The 15215-nt window shown below is 37.7% G+C and carries 13 protein-coding genes, 1 pseudogene and 1 riboswitch; of the genes and pseudogenes, 2 read left to right on the top strand and 12 right to left on the bottom strand.

Features of this window, described 5'->3' with window-relative positions; translation table 11 throughout:
• Positions 1-320 precede the first annotated feature (320 nt).
• The 6 genes from FLP15_RS06835 to metG all read right to left on the bottom strand — a co-directional run bounded on the left by FLP15_RS06835 (position 321) and on the right by metG (position 6394).
• Positions 321-953: an NAD(P)-dependent oxidoreductase gene (locus FLP15_RS06835; protein ID WP_142766493.1), complete on the bottom strand. Its 633-nt coding sequence runs from the start codon at positions 951-953 to the stop codon at positions 321-323.
• A 615-nt stretch (positions 954-1568) separates the two neighbouring features.
• Positions 1569-2078, bottom strand: coding sequence for a QueT transporter family protein (locus FLP15_RS06830; protein WP_120771353.1), 510 nt, complete (start codon positions 2076-2078; stop codon positions 1569-1571).
• Positions 2076-2213: riboswitch (PreQ1 riboswitch) on the bottom strand. (Overlaps the previous gene by 3 nt.)
• A gap of 221 nt (positions 2214-2434) precedes the next feature.
• On the bottom strand, positions 2435-3169 hold the full coding sequence (locus FLP15_RS06825) for a 3-oxoacyl-ACP reductase (protein ID WP_142766492.1): 735 nt from the start codon (positions 3167-3169) through the stop codon (positions 2435-2437).
• Complete coding sequence (locus FLP15_RS06820; RefSeq protein WP_142766491.1) at positions 3166-3405, bottom strand: DUF2829 domain-containing protein; 240 nt, start codon at positions 3403-3405, stop codon at positions 3166-3168. Before FLP15_RS06820 ends, FLP15_RS06825 begins: the two co-directional genes overlap by 4 nt.
• Before the next feature lie 464 nt (positions 3406-3869).
• The gene (locus FLP15_RS06815) at positions 3870-4406 is read right to left on the bottom strand and encodes a GNAT family N-acetyltransferase (RefSeq protein ID WP_223804567.1); all 537 of its coding nucleotides are present in this window, start codon (positions 4404-4406) and stop codon (positions 3870-3872) included.
• The gene (gene metG / locus FLP15_RS06810; RefSeq protein WP_142766490.1) at positions 4406-6394 is read right to left on the bottom strand and encodes a methionine--tRNA ligase; all 1989 of its coding nucleotides are present in this window, start codon (positions 6392-6394) and stop codon (positions 4406-4408) included. The genes FLP15_RS06815 and metG overlap by 1 nt, the downstream gene beginning before the upstream one ends.
• A 270-nt stretch (positions 6395-6664) precedes the next feature.
• Here metG and FLP15_RS06805 point away from each other — a divergent pair, with 270 nt between their 5' ends.
• Both FLP15_RS06805 and FLP15_RS06800 read left to right on the top strand, forming a co-directional pair.
• Positions 6665-7522: an exodeoxyribonuclease III gene (locus FLP15_RS06805; protein WP_142766489.1), complete on the top strand. Its 858-nt coding sequence runs from the start codon at positions 6665-6667 to the stop codon at positions 7520-7522.
• 153 nt (positions 7523-7675) lie between these two features.
• A complete protein-coding gene (locus FLP15_RS06800) occupies positions 7676-8419 on the top strand; it encodes a DeoR/GlpR family DNA-binding transcription regulator (RefSeq protein WP_142766488.1) in 744 nt (247 codons plus the stop codon).
• A 436-nt stretch (positions 8420-8855) separates the two neighbouring features.
• Here FLP15_RS06800 and FLP15_RS06795 read toward each other — a convergent pair whose 3' ends face one another.
• The 6 genes and pseudogenes from FLP15_RS06795 to accC all read right to left on the bottom strand — a co-directional run bounded on the left by FLP15_RS06795 (position 8856) and on the right by accC (position 14542).
• Positions 8856-9209 (bottom strand): arsenate reductase family protein, encoded by a 354-nt coding sequence (locus FLP15_RS06795; RefSeq protein ID WP_142766487.1) that lies wholly within the window; start codon positions 9207-9209, stop codon positions 8856-8858.
• Positions 9210-9318: 109 nt separating this feature from the next.
• Positions 9319-9936 (bottom strand): bacterial Ig-like domain-containing protein, encoded by a 618-nt coding sequence (locus FLP15_RS13085; RefSeq protein WP_245392051.1) that lies wholly within the window; start codon positions 9934-9936, stop codon positions 9319-9321.
• Positions 9937-10050: 114 nt separating this feature from the next.
• Positions 10051-10265 (bottom strand): annotated as a pseudogene (locus FLP15_RS13840) (MucBP domain-containing protein); the annotation flags it as partial.
• A gap of 1147 nt (positions 10266-11412) precedes the next feature.
• Positions 11413-12168, bottom strand: a complete 756-nt coding sequence (locus tag FLP15_RS06780; protein ID WP_142766486.1) for an acetyl-CoA carboxylase carboxyl transferase subunit alpha — start codon at positions 12166-12168, stop codon at positions 11413-11415.
• Positions 12169-12246: 78 nt separating this feature from the next.
• Entirely contained in the window at positions 12247-13032 is a 786-nt protein-coding gene (locus FLP15_RS06775; RefSeq protein ID WP_142766485.1) for an acetyl-CoA carboxylase carboxyltransferase subunit beta, read from the bottom strand.
• 142 nt (positions 13033-13174) lie between these two features.
• The gene (gene accC, locus FLP15_RS06770) at positions 13175-14542 is read right to left on the bottom strand and encodes an acetyl-CoA carboxylase biotin carboxylase subunit (RefSeq protein WP_142766484.1); all 1368 of its coding nucleotides are present in this window, start codon (positions 14540-14542) and stop codon (positions 13175-13177) included.
• Positions 14543-15215 lie beyond the last annotated feature (673 nt).

The raw sequence follows: 15215 nt of genomic DNA, 5'->3' as shown, positions 1-15215 counted from the left end.
ATTTCGTCCGACTAAATTCAGTGGTGAGTTGCCCTTTTATCAGTCGTATTGCCTTTTGCTCTTGCTGCTTTAGCAGCTAAGCAAACGGACAGCGTAGCGCAGCGAAGATAGCGACTAGAGAAAATGGACAAATGTTTTACGAAACTTCCACTGAATAAGTCTTGACTTCATTGCCCATCATATGAACTCAATTATAACAAAAAATGGTTAAAATTTGTATGACTGCCAAGAACTTGCTTATTAGATGAGAGTAATTATCTCTCATAATGCGTTCAAAATCGTACATGTTCAATAAAAAAATTGCACTTTCGTGCAATTTTCTAGTTCTCATAAATTCCGATATGTTCGTTCTGATGTGTCCCTTTATCAATCATATTTACAACTGCATCAGCATAATCAGCATAACTTACCCTACTTTTTCCTGATTTATTTTTCTCAAAAATATCACTCGTAATTGTGTAGCTTCCAGTTTCTGCTCCGTCTGGATCGAAAAAGTCTGCTGGTGAGAAGAAAGTTACATTAACATTAGAATTTTTATAAATTAGGCTTGCTTTTCCCATCTCCGCAATGGTTGGGTAATAAGGCAAATCTTTGGAAAGTTCGTCAACTAAACGACGTGTTCGACTTTCATCCAAGTAAAGCGAACCCGCTCCTCCAACTACGATAAGGCGCGTTGTACTTCCTGACAAAATCTCTGTGACATGATGTGCCACTTTAGAATATTCAGCTTCATTCCCTTCAGGAGCCCGATAGGCGAGGACGACAGCGTCAAATCCCGACAAATCTTCTGACGTTAAATCAAAAATATTTTTCTCAATAACCTCTGTCACAGCTACTTTCAGACGTGCTTTATTGCGGACAATAGCAACGACTTCAAATCCTTTTGTCATTGCTTTTTCAGCAATTAAGCTTCCTGCTTTTCCGCTTGCTGCGATTACTGCAATCTTTTTCATTAAATGAAACCTCCTGTTTCTTTATTCATGGCTGAAGTTATAAGTCTCACTTTAAAATTTTGTACTACAGATGTCTATACGACAGGTGTCCATTCGTTCCAAGTTGCTAAAGCAATAAAACAAAACGACTAGTGGCACTGCAATTCAGTCTATTTGCAGTTCGCTTAATCATTTTTCATTACAATACACTCATTACCAATACCAGAGAGTAAAATGAAGTCAAGACTTATTCAGTGGGAGTTTCGTAAAACATTTGTCTGTTTTCTCCAGTCGCTATCTTCGCTGCCCGTTTGTTTAGCTGCTAAAGCAGCAAGAGCAAAAGGCAAAGCGACTGATAAAAGGGCAACTCACCACTGAATTTAGTCGGACGAAGTTCAAGGCTTAGTGCTGCTTTATCTCCGACCTAAGAGGTCGGAGTATTGCGATTGCGACTAGGGCTTCAGCGCCTTAGTGAGCATCGACAGCTTGGCCGTAAGGCGGAGATAGCACGCACTTGCTTTGATAAAGTAATTTGTATATAGAATGACATTATTAATGTGAGTCTAATATAATTATAACAAATCTTATCACTAATGTTTTCTTATTCGTTCAAAAAAAGTAGCCTAAAGGCTACAATTATTTCGTTAAATCAATTCGTTTCCCAAGTTTATCAATAATGAAAGCTCCCACAATCAAACTAGCAAACTCGCCCAGCGCAAGCGTCGCCCAGTCAATCCAGAAAGGTAAACCAGCAATATAATAGAGCTCAATTGCGATAGTTACCATGCTAATTGAGAAAAAAATAGCAAAATATAAAAATGCTTTATTGAGCTGCCCATTAAATAAATATTGCTTTTTAAAGCGTTCAAATAGCAAAACACCCAAACTTAAAAAGACCAGTGTTGACAGTCCACCAACGATGACATCTACCCAAGTAAAACTCAAAAAGTTGGAAATCATGCACCCAATCGTCACAGCAATAATATACTTTTTGTTATAAAATGCTGTAAAGTTTAACATTTCAGAAATTCTGAACTGGACTGGTCCATAGCTAATAGCATTCAATCCTGGTGCAACAGTCAAAATGACATACAGCGCTGCGACAATAGCAATTGTCACTACATCATAAGTTCTTGATTTTTTCAATTTTTCTCCTTTAGTGAAACCGTTGAATTTGATTTTGCAATCTCGGTTCACTTGAAATATGCTCAGGCAAAGGTCATAAGTCCTGAGGATCGCTTCTCTCTATTCCTGTCAAAGCAACGTCCCTATTTTATCAGATTTCTTACAAAATGAAAAGTGCTGACAGACTCTTGTCAACACTTTTATTTACTGACAGAAATCTGTCAGTATTAAATCTACTCTAAAATCCAATTTTTCGCTTATTCATGACTATGAACGAGAAAAACTACGTTTTTTATCTTCAACCCTAAAGCAGTGCTAGTAAGCGAGCGCAAGAACGAGATAGTCTTCGAATGCTGAGGAATTTCAAAATAAGTCTATTATTTAATGGTCCAACCTCCGTCAATAGGAACGATTGCCCCTGACATATAATTTGCCTGTGGACTTGCCAAAAACAGCGTTAATTCTGCGACTTCAGAAGCCTTTGCCCAACGTTTAGCGGGGGTTTCAGATACTACCCATTTTGCCATTTCTCCATTATTTTCCAAAAAATCAGCAGCATTCATCGGTGTGTCGATCGCTCCTGGAGCAATGCCAAGCACTTGTATTCCGTGCTGAGCTTCATCCAGCGCTAACTGTTTCGTCAATCCGACAACTGCGTGTTTGCTCGCTGTATAGGCAATTCCTCCACCTCCAGCAACAAGTCCAGCAACCGAAGCCATATTGATAATCACTCCTGATTTTTTCCGCTTCATTCTCGGTAAAAATGCTGAAATCATCAAATACATGGAGTCAAGATTCGTATGTAAAATCCGCTGCCATAACATAAAATCCGTTTCTTCTATAGTCGCATAATCATCCAAAATTCCAGCTGTATTACACAAAATATCAATGCTGCCCACCTCATCAGCCAATACTTGAACAGCATGAGCATCAGAAACGTCACAAATTTTTACTGACAGATTTGAAAATTTACTGACAGCATTTTTGTCAGTAAATACTTTAACGTCAACAGCAATGACATCAGCTCCCTCTGCCAAAAAAGCCTGCACTTGAGCCAAACCGATTCCAGAACTTGCACCTGTCACTAATACTTTTTTACCTGAAAATCTCATTCGACAAGAACCCAATCATTAGCCAAAACATCGCATGGTGTAGGAGACCACATCGAAAAACCTTCGCTTTCGCCTTCGACATTAATTAGGAAATAAGGAGTTACATCAAGTTTCTCCCCATTTTCCAACACGATTGAATCATAAATTTTCACATAATTTTCGGCACCACCCCAACCTTCTGTACGTACTGCCTTCTTACCAGTTTTAAGCAAAGGTAAAATTTCTTCAAATGTCATATCATCACACTCAATTTTCTTCTATTGACTAAAAACATTCCGATTTTGGGTTAATTGCACTTGCTTTGATAAAATATACTGTTTTAACTTATCTCCGCCCTTTGGGCTACGCTGTCGATGCACCACAGGTATCCATTCGCTCTAAGCTGCTAAAGCAGCAAGAGCAAAAGGCAAAGCACCTAGTCACAATCGCAATTCCACACCTCTTAAAAGCACTAAGCTCTGCTTTCGTTCTACTGCCCTAGGGTCTTAGCGCTTTGCGACTCGACTTGTGGCTTTAGCCACTTAGCAAGAACCATTGCGACTTGGTGCTTCAGCACCGTAGCGAGGCGAGATGGATACCCGTGGTGTGGACAGCGTAGCGAAGCGGAGATAGAGCGAATAGATTGACCTCACATCAAAGATATGAGGTTGTGCCCTATCGTTGGTGGACCCACCAATGAAGTAATCACTTCAAAGTTAGTCTAGTATGCCAACTCTAAAACAAGATTATACCAAACTTCATGGGCGTGGCTTGATGTCGAAACGCCCTCGTTACGATAGCCATTAACCTCATAAAACCCTATCTTTTCTGCCAAACAAGTCAAACTTATCGCTTTACGTTGCTGTTTTTTAGCTACATTTTCTAGAGCAAGGAGAAGTTTTCCCGCAATCCCCTGATGCTGAAACTCAGGTAAAACCGCAAGACTTAGCACCAAGAGATAATCATCTGTTCCCTCATTTTTCCGCACATTCTCAAATAATTCATCCGTGATATAGCGTAATTTTGAAGCACAGGCGACAATAAATCCTGCTACTTTTCCTGATTCTGTCTTAGCAACAAGAAAGGTATCTTGCAATTTTTCAATACGTTCATACATTGCGGCTTCCGTTGCTGCTTCTTCCACTGAAAAACCAGTGGTTTCAATCATCATAACTTCTGTCAGCACTGACAGATTTACATTTTCAATCATCAGTTTTTCTGTCAGTGCTGACAAATCCTGTTTTTCATGTTTCATCATTAACCAATTAATGATCCTGCTGGAATATCCTTATCCACTGTCAACACACGCAATTCATTCCCAAATTCAGCTGACAGAATCATTCCTTGCGACACATATTTTTTCATCATTTTACGTGGTTTCAGATTTGCGACAATTTGTAGTTTTTTACCAACCAACTCTTGTTCATTAGGATAAAATTGTGCAATACCAGATAAAATCTGACGAGGTTCACTATCACCAGCATCAAGTTTAAATCTCAACAATTTATCAGAACCTTCCACACGCTCAACTTCAAGAACCTCTGCCACTTTCAATTCAATTTTTTCAAAATCATCAAATTTAATTTCAGGTAAAGTCAAGTTCAATTCAACATCTTCAGGAATCCATTCTTTCTCCACAGTTTTACCTCCGCTCATTTGTTCTTTAATGTAAGCCACCTCTTCCTCGACATCAAGTCGTGGGAAAATAGGTTCTCCTTTGGCTACTACTGGATTTACAAAGTCATAACCAAATGCTAATTCTTCGATTGAAAAGCTCGTTTCAGAAAGTCCTAACTGTGTAAAAATTTTCCCAGAAGTTGCACGCATAAATGGTTGCAATAAAGTCGCAACAACGCGCAGATTTTCAGCCAAATGATACAAAACGTTATTGAGCTTCGCCTTATCATCTGCCGATTTCGCAAGTACCCAAGGCGCTGTTTCATCAATGTATTTATTCGTTCGTGCAATCAAAGTCCAAACATCAGCAAGTGCCACATTAAACTCAAATTTGTCCATTGCTTCATGGAAATGCGCCACTGTATCTGTAACAACTTCTTCTAAAGATCCATCAAACTCAGTTGTCGCAGTAGTTGCTTCAATTCGACCATCATTATATTTATTAATCATCGAAACTGTACGGTTCAAAAGATTTCCCAAATCATTGGCAAGGTCAAAATTAATCCGCCCTACAAAATCCTCAGGTGTAAAAATTCCATCTTGACCAAAAGAAATGGCGCGCATCAAATAATAACGTACCGCATCAAGTCCATAACGTTCAATCAACATCTCAGGATAGACCACATTCCCTTTAGATTTAGACATCTTTCCGTCTTTCATCAAAAGCCAGCCGTGACCAAAAACTTTCTTCGGTGCAGGTAAACCAAGCGCATGGAGCATGATTGGCCAATAAATCGTATGAAAACGCACGATTTCCTTACCCACCATATTGATCCCCGGCCAAAACTTTTTAAAGTTACTATCATCTTCAGAATTATAACCCAACGCAGTAATATAGTTGAGCAACGCATCAAACCAGACATAAACAACGTGTTTAGGATTTGACGGTACAGGAATCCCCCAAGTAAAGCTTGTTCGAGTCAATGCCAAATCTTCCAAACCAGGCTTGATAAAGTTGTTAATCATTTCATTTTTACGAATTTCAGGTTGAATAAAATCAGGATGTGTTTCATAATAATCCAAGAGCCAGTCCGCATATTTACCCATACGGAAGAAATAAGTTTCTTCTTCAACCCATTCCACTTCGTGACCACTTGGTGCAATACCACCAGTAATCACACCATTTTCATCCCTATAAACTTCTTCAAGCTGCGTTTCCGTGAAGAATTCTTCATCAGAAACTGAATACCAACCTGCATATTTGCCCAAATAAATATCATCTTGCGCAAGCAACTGCTCAAATGCCTTAGCTACCGCTTCTTCATGATAAGTATCCGTTGTCCGAATAAATTTATCATAAGAAATATCCAACTTTTTCCAAAGCGCTTTAACATCTTCCGCCATGGGGTCAAGATATTCTTTCGGTGTCAATCCCAACTCTTCGGCTTTTCGTTGAATTTTCATTCCATGTTCATCAAGACCTGTCAAATAAAAAGTGTCAAAGCCCATCAAGCGTTTATAGCGTGCCAATACGTCACAAGCAATGGTCGTGTAACTTGAACCCAGATGAAGCTTACCGGACGGATAATAAATCGGAGTAGTAATGTAAAAAGTTTTGTTTTCAGTCATATTTTAAGATGTGAGCCCGACTGCTTTGAAGTTACTAAAATTAGGAAAATGGGTTCTGTGCACAGCACAGGTTCCATTTTATCTATTTTTGCTGACTTCAAGGAGGGCGAACTCAATTCCTTTCTTCAGCTTTCCGAGCAAATGAGGCTCGATATTTGAGAAGATTCTCATCTAAATATTATACCAAAAATTTGATATAATTAATCTTATCAGATGACGATTGCTTACAGTAATCCCTCTCAATCTTATAGAAATCAAAAAGGAAATATAATGAAATATAAATTTATCTCATGGAACATTGATTCACTCAATGCAGCACTAACAGGTACTTCTGAACGCGCGGCATTATCACTCGCTGTTGTCAAACAACTTGCTGATGCAAAACCCGATGTCCTTGCTATTCAAGAAACAAAACTTCCTTCCTCAGGTCCCAAAAAAGCCCATCTTGAAGTGCTAGAAGCTCTATTCGAAGACTATAATATTGTTTGGCGTTCGTCTAATGAACCTGCTAGAAAAGGTTATTCAGGTACAATGTTCCTCTACAAAAAGAGCTTACCTGAACCCATTGTCACTTATCCAGAGATTGGAGCACCTAGTCCAATGGACTTTGAAGGTCGCATCATTACTCTTGAATTTCCTGACTTCTTTGTCACAACCGTCTATACACCAAATGCTCAAGAAGGATTAACACGCCTAGATTTACGGGGAATTTGGGATGATAAATACCGCGAATACCTGAAAAGCTTGGATGCTCAAAAACCTGTGTTTGCTTGTGGTGACTTCAATGCTGCCTATACCGAGATTGACCTTGCCAATCCAAAAGGAAACCGCAATACTGCAGGCTTTACAGACCAAGAGCGTGAAAAATTTGGTTTACTTTTAGCCAGTGGATTTACCGATAGTTTCCGTAAAATTCACGGTGATGTTGAGCGCTTTTACGCAGAGGGACATAGCCTTTATACTTGGTTTGCCCAACGCGCAAAAACTTCAAAAATCAATAATTCTGGTTGGAGAATCGATTACTGGCTCGTTTCCAACCGGATTGCTGAACAACTTCTGACTTCTGAACCAATGGATTCTGGAGAACGCTTGGATCACATTCCTATTTTATTAGAATTTGAAATTTAACTTAGCAAGTGCTACTAACTCCCCACCAATGAAGTAATCACTTCAAAATCAATTATTTTCATTCAAAAATAATTAGCTTTCTTTTGGCTAATTATTTTATTTTTTATCGTTTTTGTGATAAGCTCAAAGTAAATCTATTTGTGAGGTCTCCCTATGTCGCGTTCAGAAGAAATAATCAAAATTGTTAGTGATGCTAAAAAGATAGAAGTCAACAAACTTGCAGAGTTGCTTGATGTTTCAAATGTTACCATTAGAAAAGATCTCGATAAACTTGAAGAAAAAGGAATCATCAATCGTCAACACGGCTTTGCTGTAATAAACAATACTGATGACATCAACTTCCGTTTAGCTAAAAATTATGATTTAAAACGAAAAATTGCCTTGAAAGCTGCTGAAAATATTCTTGATGGTGATGTTGTCATGATTGAATCAGGTTCCACTTGTGCGTTACTCGCCGAAGAACTAGCCTTTAATCGCAAAAACATTACCCTAATCACAAACTCTGTTTTTATCGCCAACTATGTGCGTAAATCTGATGCAATTAAAGTGATTTTACTTGGAGGAGAATATCAAAGTAATTCACAAGTTAATGTAGGACCTTTAATAAAAAAAGTAGTTGACGAATTTTATGTTGATAAGTTATTCATTGGCATTGATGGTTTTGACGAGGTTAGAGGATTTAGAAGTAACGATATTGATAGAAGCGATACGACACATCTCATGTCAGCTGCCGCAAAAGAGGTTATCATCCTGACAGATGCTTCAAAATTTCAACAAAATGGGACGGTCACAGAATTTTCATTCTCTGAAATCTCAAAAGTCTATACCGATAGTTCAATTAGCGATAAAATAAAAAGTTTCCTCACTCAAAATCAAATTGATGTGATTATCGCTTAACTCAATAAATCATATTTATAAAAAAATCTGGAAATAGTCCAGATTTTTTATTGACAGATTATCTAACTTATGCTATATTTATTTCATAAGAAATAAATATAATTTCAAATGAAACATATTTTCCTACTAGGAGCACTTAATATGATTACAATTTCGATTATTATCATCATGATAAAATGGCTCTCTACCAAACATTTCCGAAAATAGTGCTCCATAAAAATTATTACATAAAAAAATGAGTCTAACCAGCTCATTTTTTTATCAAATCAAGTACGTGCTAAATTTCAAATTTAGTTTGACTACCCTAACTTTTAGCACTTAAACTTCTAGGACAAGATTATTTCATCTAATAGCAAGTTAAATCTCCCGCTAAATAAATCTTGACTTCGTTTGTTCTATTCCAAATCTATCTCAATTCACTTAGAAAAGAATCAATTCATTGTAAGCTAGTATACTGTTCTTCTTTGTAACCAATTTGCCGAACTTTTCCATCTTTGACGATGAGTGGGCGCTTAATCAGCATACCATCTGATGCAAGTAACTGTGCCATTTCCGCTTCCGAAAGTGAGTCCAATTTATCTTTCAATCCCAACTCTCGGTAAACAAGCCCGCTCGTGTTAAAGAACCTTTTCGTAGGAAAATCTCCCTGAGCAAACCAAGTTTCAAATTTTTCTGCTGCTGGAGGTAGCAACTTCAAATCAATTTCTCTATATTCAATTCCAAGAGAGTCAAGCTGCGCCTTGGCTTTACGACAAGTTGAACATTTTGGATACCAATAAAAATCGTACATTTTTCACTTCCTTTTTGTTGCAATTATAAATCTGTGTGGCTTGTTTCATTATAACATATCTCTGTTTTAATAAAAAACGACCAATTCTAGTCGTATTTTCTTAAACTTATTAATCTTTTCTTATTTTAAGGTAGATAAGACTTCCAAAGATAAAAGTAATTCCTGTAATAAATAACGTCTTTTCTGACTTCTCACCTGTCCTAGGAAGAGTTTTTTTCTTTACATTTGGATTTGACTTTTCTTTGTTTTTATTTGATGAAGTCCTATTTTTACCCTCTTTTTCTTTCGGTTTTTGATTATCTGCTGACTCTGAATCCTCTGGCGTTTTTTCTAAAACAGTCACATTTATTGTTGTAGTTGCCCCATGATATGAGTAGTTGACAGGATATATACCAGCTTTACTAGTATCTACCTTATCGTCTGTCATATTTTGTTCAAAAGTAACAGCATTTCCGTCTTCATCAGTAGCTCCATCAAAATTATCTGCAGGTTTCCAACTATCTCCTACATATAGTATTGAGTCATGGGCTGCAATAGTCGCTTTTTTATCTTTAATGTATGTGTAAGTTACCGTCTGAGCTTGAGCCGTAAATACTCCTACTGCGTTATCTGGGATTCTATTTTCATCGATATGATAACCTGGAATTTCTATTTTGTATTCTGAAGTCGTGGTATCATATGCCTCTCCTGCATATCCAGAAATAGTCTTATCAGCTACTCCACTCATTTTTTCTCCATTTTCATCTTGATAATGGACCGTCACAGGCTGCCCGTCCTCAGCAACTTTAAATTGGTGAAGGTAAGTTCCTGATGAAATGGCATAAAATGTGTACCCATCAGGTGTAGCATAAGTTCCGCTGGATTATTTATGCGAGCATTGTATTCAAAACTAGTGATATTTTTAAACTCATCCTCAGTCACACCTAGAACTGTTATCCCTTGTTCATCAATCTGTAGACGATCTGCTGATAATTGTACACCGTTAAAATCCAAGTATGTATTACTTGCTGTATTCGAAGTTGTAAACGGTGGAATATAACCATCAAAATTTATCATTCGATTAGGCATCATGGAGAAAGGCAAAAATAAAGTTTGATTATCAGAATTATAGTCTAAAGAGGAGCGACCAATCGTGGTAGGCAAATCATTTCGCCCTGTGTTCTGTCCAAAAGCAGCCAAGTTGTTAAGGACTGGAAATTGATTAATGACAGTAAAGTCTGTAATTCCACAAAACTGAACATTCAGCGATTTTAGATTAGGCAATGTCTTTAAGGGTGCAAATGTAGTAATATTCATATTTGAGTCTAAATTTAGAGATGTCAAACTAGTTAATTTTGCAAGTTTAGGGAGCACATTATCATCTATACTAGTTCCAGCTAAACTCAGATTTGTTAGTCCTGTACTCTTACTTAAGTCTGGAAAATTACTACTTGTGAGACTTGACGTTTGGAGATAGACCATTGTTAAGGATGAAAGTTGTGCTAAAGGACTAAAATCTGTTATATTGTTATCCACATTCATGTAGATATATGAGAGATTTACTGCATATTCTAGACCTTCAAAACTACTAATCTGTGCAGAATTTAATGTTAGAGCGGTTAAGCGAGCCATATCAGACTGTGTTACATCACTTCCTGCAGCTAATCCTAGGGTAGATACAATTGCTTGTTTTAGAAAACTATCTGGAATAGATATAATGTTATCTGCAGGAGCCGCTAAGGTATTTTGGGGGATTGGTTTGGTTGTTCTTCTGCTTGGACTTGTGAAGTCATGCTCAAAAATGGCAAACTTATACATAAAAGCATAATACTCGCTCGTCCCATACGAAATAACTTTTTCTTATCTTTTAATTTTTCATTATAATAAATCATCTAATTTCTCCCGAATTTTTGGTTTTTCTTGTTACCAACAAAATTGTTATTAATTGAATTTCAACAATAACAATTCAGAAATGACGTCTTGTTTTCAACATTTTAAATAGCTCCTTTATTTATCAATAATGTAATATATTTATTACTTTATTAATTATAGCTAAAAAAATGTACTTTCGATTACTTTATTATTTCGTATAAAAATAAAAACAGTTACAAATTGTAACTGAATAAATTTATTACGTGTTTTATTTTACTTAAATTCAAAACTACTTAACATTATGAAATAATTCTTTTGTTTATAAGTAAAAAAAATCAGTTAAGACTGATTTTTAGTATTTTCTAAAACGTTCATAGCGTTGTTCCGCTAGTTCTTGTGCTGTCAGTGCTGACAGATTTTCGATTTGTTCTGTCAGTACACTCTTAATGTTTTCGACAAGATTTTCCTCTGATATGATGCCATCAACTACACCCATATCAAGCAGATGTGGAGCCGTAATCTTCATGAGCTCGGCTGCCTCATCCCGTCTTGTACCATCTTTCCAAAGGATTGTTGCAAATCCTTCTGGTGATAAAACCGAATAAACAGCATTCTCAAGAATGAATACTTTATTGGCCACCGCCAGAGCCAAAGCACCACCTGAACCACCTTCTCCAGTGATGATGGCGATAATAGGCACTTTCAAATCTGACATCTCGAATAGATTTCTTGCGATAGCTTCTCCTTGACCGCGTTCTTCAGCTTCAATCCCTGGATAAGCTCCTGCTGTGTTGACAAAAGTAATAACAGGACGACCAAATTTTTCTGCTTGCTTCATCAAGCGTAACGCTTTACGATAGCCATTAGGTGAAGGTTGACCAAAATTTGTGGCTAAATTTTCTTCAAGATTTCTTCCTTTTTGGATACCAATAACCGTTACAGATTTGCCATTAAATCGTGCGATTCCACCAACAATAGCTTCATCATCTGTGAATTGACGATCGCCGTGAAGTTCAAAAAAGTCAGTAAAAACATGAGTAATGATATCGCGAGCAGAAATGCGGTCTGCTGCTCTTGCTTTATTGATAATTTTAGCAATATCAGACATTTTCATCCTCCTTTTCAGCATGAAACGCAAGCAAAAGAGCAAGTTTTTCTCGGAGTTCTGTACGTTTTACAATACCATCTACAAAACCATGCTTGAGCAAAAATTCTGCTTTTTGGAAATCATCTGGTAACGTTTGTCGTACTGTTTGTTCAATAACTCGGCGTCCCGCAAAACCAATGAGTGACTGCGGTTCTGCCAAAATAATATCCCCAAGCTCGCAAATGATGCCGTAACACCTCCTGTCGTTGGGTCTGTCAAAACAGTAATATATAGAAGACCAGCAGCCGAATGACGTTTAACAGCTGCTGATGTTTTTGCCATTTGCATCAAACTCATGATTCCTTCTTGCATCCTAGCACCACCTGATGCTGTAAAAACAATAACAGGAAGCTTTTCTTTAGTTGCGTATTCAAAAAGTCGAGTCAATTTTTCACCGACAACGGTTCCCATTGAAGCCATGATAAAAGTTGAATCCATGATGGCTAGTAGCGTTTTTTGACCTTTAATCGTTGCGCTTCCTGTCATAATCGCTTCATCAAGACCTGTTTTTGCCTTTGTTGCCTCTAACTTTTCAAGATATCCAGGAAAATCAAGTGGATTTTTTGTATTAATTCCTGTGAACATTTCTTCAAATGAATTTTCATCTGCTACAAGAGCAAGACGCTCATGAGCTGTAATTCGAAAATTATAGTCACAGTTTGGACAAATTTTTGTTTCACCTAAATCTTTTTGATAAATCGTATGTTTACACGCTGGACATTTTGCAAAAAGTTCGTCAGGAACTTCAGGATTTTCAGCTTGTTTTTCAATGATTGAACGATTCGGGTTGATTTTAATGTATTTTTTCTTTTGGAAAAGAGCCATTTTTGCTTCCTTTTCTCGTTTTTCGTTAAACTTGTGAAGTTAATTCGTTTTACGTTTTGACGAAAATTAGTTTTGACTTCACGCAGAGTTATTTTTTCTGTCAGTATACTGACAGCTTTGGTTATCGCTGACAGAAGTTCTATCAGTCTTCTTTCAGGTATTCTGGTAAGAAAACATTACCCAAAAAGCTTGTGTCGTAATCACCAGCGACAACATAAGGGTCAGCGATGAGTTCTAATTGGAAGTCAATATTTGTCGTTACACCCTCAATATCAAATTCCATCAGGGCACGTTGCATTTTCATCAATGCCTCAAAGCGATTTTCCCCATGAACAATGACTTTAGCAATCATCGAATCATAGTAAGGAGGAATTGTATAACCTGCATACATCGCTGAATCTACACGTAAACCTACACCACCTGACGGTAAAAAAAGACTCGTGATTTTTCCTGGTGATGGCGCAAAGTTAAACTTTGGATTTTCAGCATTGATTCGACATTCAATGGCATGACCTTTGAAAACAATTTCTTCTTGCTTCACAGAAAGTTCTGAACCAGCAGCAATTCGGATTTGTTCTTTGACAATATCAACACCACTGACAAATTCTGTAACTGGATGTTCAACTTGCACTCGCGTATTCATTTCCATAAAATAGAAATTTCCAGAAGTTTCATCCAACAAAAACTCAATTGTTCCCGCATTTTCATAACCTACGTGGGCTGCGGCTTTGACTGCCGCAGTACAGATTTTTTCACGCAAAGTATGACCGATAGCAACCGAAGGCGATTCTTCCAATACTTTTTGATTATTACGTTGTAAAGAACAATCACGCTCACCAAGATGAATCGTATGACCATGCTGGTCACCCAAAATTTGTACTTCAATATGACGTGCGGGGAAAATCATACGTTCGATGAACATTGCCCCATTACCAAATGCTGCTTTTGCTTCTGCTGTTGCTGCTTCAAAAGCAGGGACAAGTTCTTCGACGTTATTTACTTTACGAATTCCTTTACCACCACCGCCTGCTGAAGCTTTAAGCATAATTGGATAGCCAATCTCTTCTGCAATTTTCACCGCCTCATCAGTGGTATGCACTTCACCTTTAGAACCTGGTGTGACGGGCACGCCAGCTTTAATCATTTCAGCACGAGCATTGATTTTATCTCCCATCATATCCATTACAGAAGCGCTAGGACCGATAAATTTGATATTCATTTCTTCACAAAGGCGAGCAAATTTTGAGTTTTCAGAAAGGAAACCAAATCCTGGATGAATGGCCTGCGCACCTGTTGCAACTGCCGCTGAAAGAATATTATTCATATTCAAGTATGAGCTTGCTGCACGCGCTGGTCCAATGCAAATCGCCTCATCGGCGAGTGCAACATGCAGCGCATCTCGGTCAGCTTCCGAATAAACTGCGACAGTTTCTACACCTAATTCACGAGCAGCGCGGACAATCCGAACTGCGATTTCGCCACGATTGGCGATTAAAATTTTATTAAACATATCTAAGATGCGAGTATCAGCTATATAAAACAAGAACCCTCTGCCTGCTGTAATAAGCAAACCGTAGAGTCATCATTTCTAAATAGTTGAACTCAATTCCTTTCTCCAAATAGAAAGTTTCTGTCAATACAGAAATTTTTTTGCTTTAATAAAAATTATAGCAAAACTTTTATAACTAAAATTAAAATAAGTCCAAAAATGTACCATAACTGAAAAATAATCAGTCATGGTTAAAATAAAGTCAAGACTTATTCAGTGGGAGTTTCGTAAAACATTTATTCATTTTCTCTAGTCGCTATCTTTGCTGCGCTTCGCTATCCATTCGCTCTCTCTCCGCTTCACTACGCTGTCGATTTCACTATCTCCGCAACCTCGTTGCTTCGCTGTTCATGCTCGCTATGGTGCTACGTGCTTTGCACGCCGTTCTGCGAACGGTCTACGCAACTTCGTTGCTCCGCTGTCCGTTTGCTTAGCAAGCAAAGCTGGCAAGAGCAAAAGGCAAATGCGACTGATAAAAGGGCAACTCACCACTGAATTTAGGGTACAACCTTATCTCTTCAATACGCAGTCACCCCTTCGCTTCCGCCCCTACCTATGAGTGAGGGTGTAGCACTTGCTTTGATAAACCTTTTTTTATCCGAGTAAGTTACTCCAAACCACACAACACACTCAA

Source organism: Lactococcus protaetiae, from assembly GCF_006965445.1.
GTDB classification, from domain to species: Bacteria; Bacillota; Bacilli; order Lactobacillales; family Streptococcaceae; genus Lactococcus; species Lactococcus protaetiae.
This window is presented reverse-complemented; position numbering and strand designations above follow the sequence as displayed.

Bases quoted from the DNA above. Each gene is read 5' to 3' on its own strand.
- FLP15_RS06835 (WP_142766493.1), bottom strand. From the start codon at position 953: ATGAAAAAGATTGCAGTAATCGCAGCAAGCGGAAAAGCAGGAAGCTTA.
- FLP15_RS06825 (WP_142766492.1), bottom strand. From the start codon at position 3,169: ATGAGATTTTCAGGTAAAAAAGTATTAGTGACAGGTGCAAGTTCTGGA.
- FLP15_RS06820 (WP_142766491.1), bottom strand. From the start codon at position 3,405: ATGACATTTGAAGAAATTTTACCTTTGCTTAAAACTGGTAAGAAGGCA.
- FLP15_RS06815 (WP_223804567.1), bottom strand. From the start codon at position 4,406: ATGATGAAACATGAAAAACAGGATTTGTCAGCACTGACAGAAAAACTG.
- metG (WP_142766490.1), bottom strand. From the start codon at position 6,394: ATGACTGAAAACAAAACTTTTTACATTACTACTCCGATTTATTATCCG.
- FLP15_RS06805 (WP_142766489.1), top strand. From the start codon at position 6,665: ATGAAATATAAATTTATCTCATGGAACATTGATTCACTCAATGCAGCA.
- FLP15_RS06800 (WP_142766488.1), top strand. From the start codon at position 7,676: ATGTCGCGTTCAGAAGAAATAATCAAAATTGTTAGTGATGCTAAAAAG.
- FLP15_RS06795 (WP_142766487.1), bottom strand. From the start codon at position 9,209: ATGTACGATTTTTATTGGTATCCAAAATGTTCAACTTGTCGTAAAGCC.
- FLP15_RS13085 (WP_245392051.1), bottom strand. From the start codon at position 9,936: ATGAGTGGAGTAGCTGATAAGACTATTTCTGGATATGCAGGAGAGGCA.
- FLP15_RS06780 (WP_142766486.1), bottom strand. From the start codon at position 12,168: ATGTCTGATATTGCTAAAATTATCAATAAAGCAAGAGCAGCAGACCGC.
- FLP15_RS06775 (WP_142766485.1), bottom strand. From the start codon at position 13,032: ATGGCTCTTTTCCAAAAGAAAAAATACATTAAAATCAACCCGAATCGT.
- accC (WP_142766484.1), bottom strand. From the start codon at position 14,542: ATGTTTAATAAAATTTTAATCGCCAATCGTGGCGAAATCGCAGTTCGG.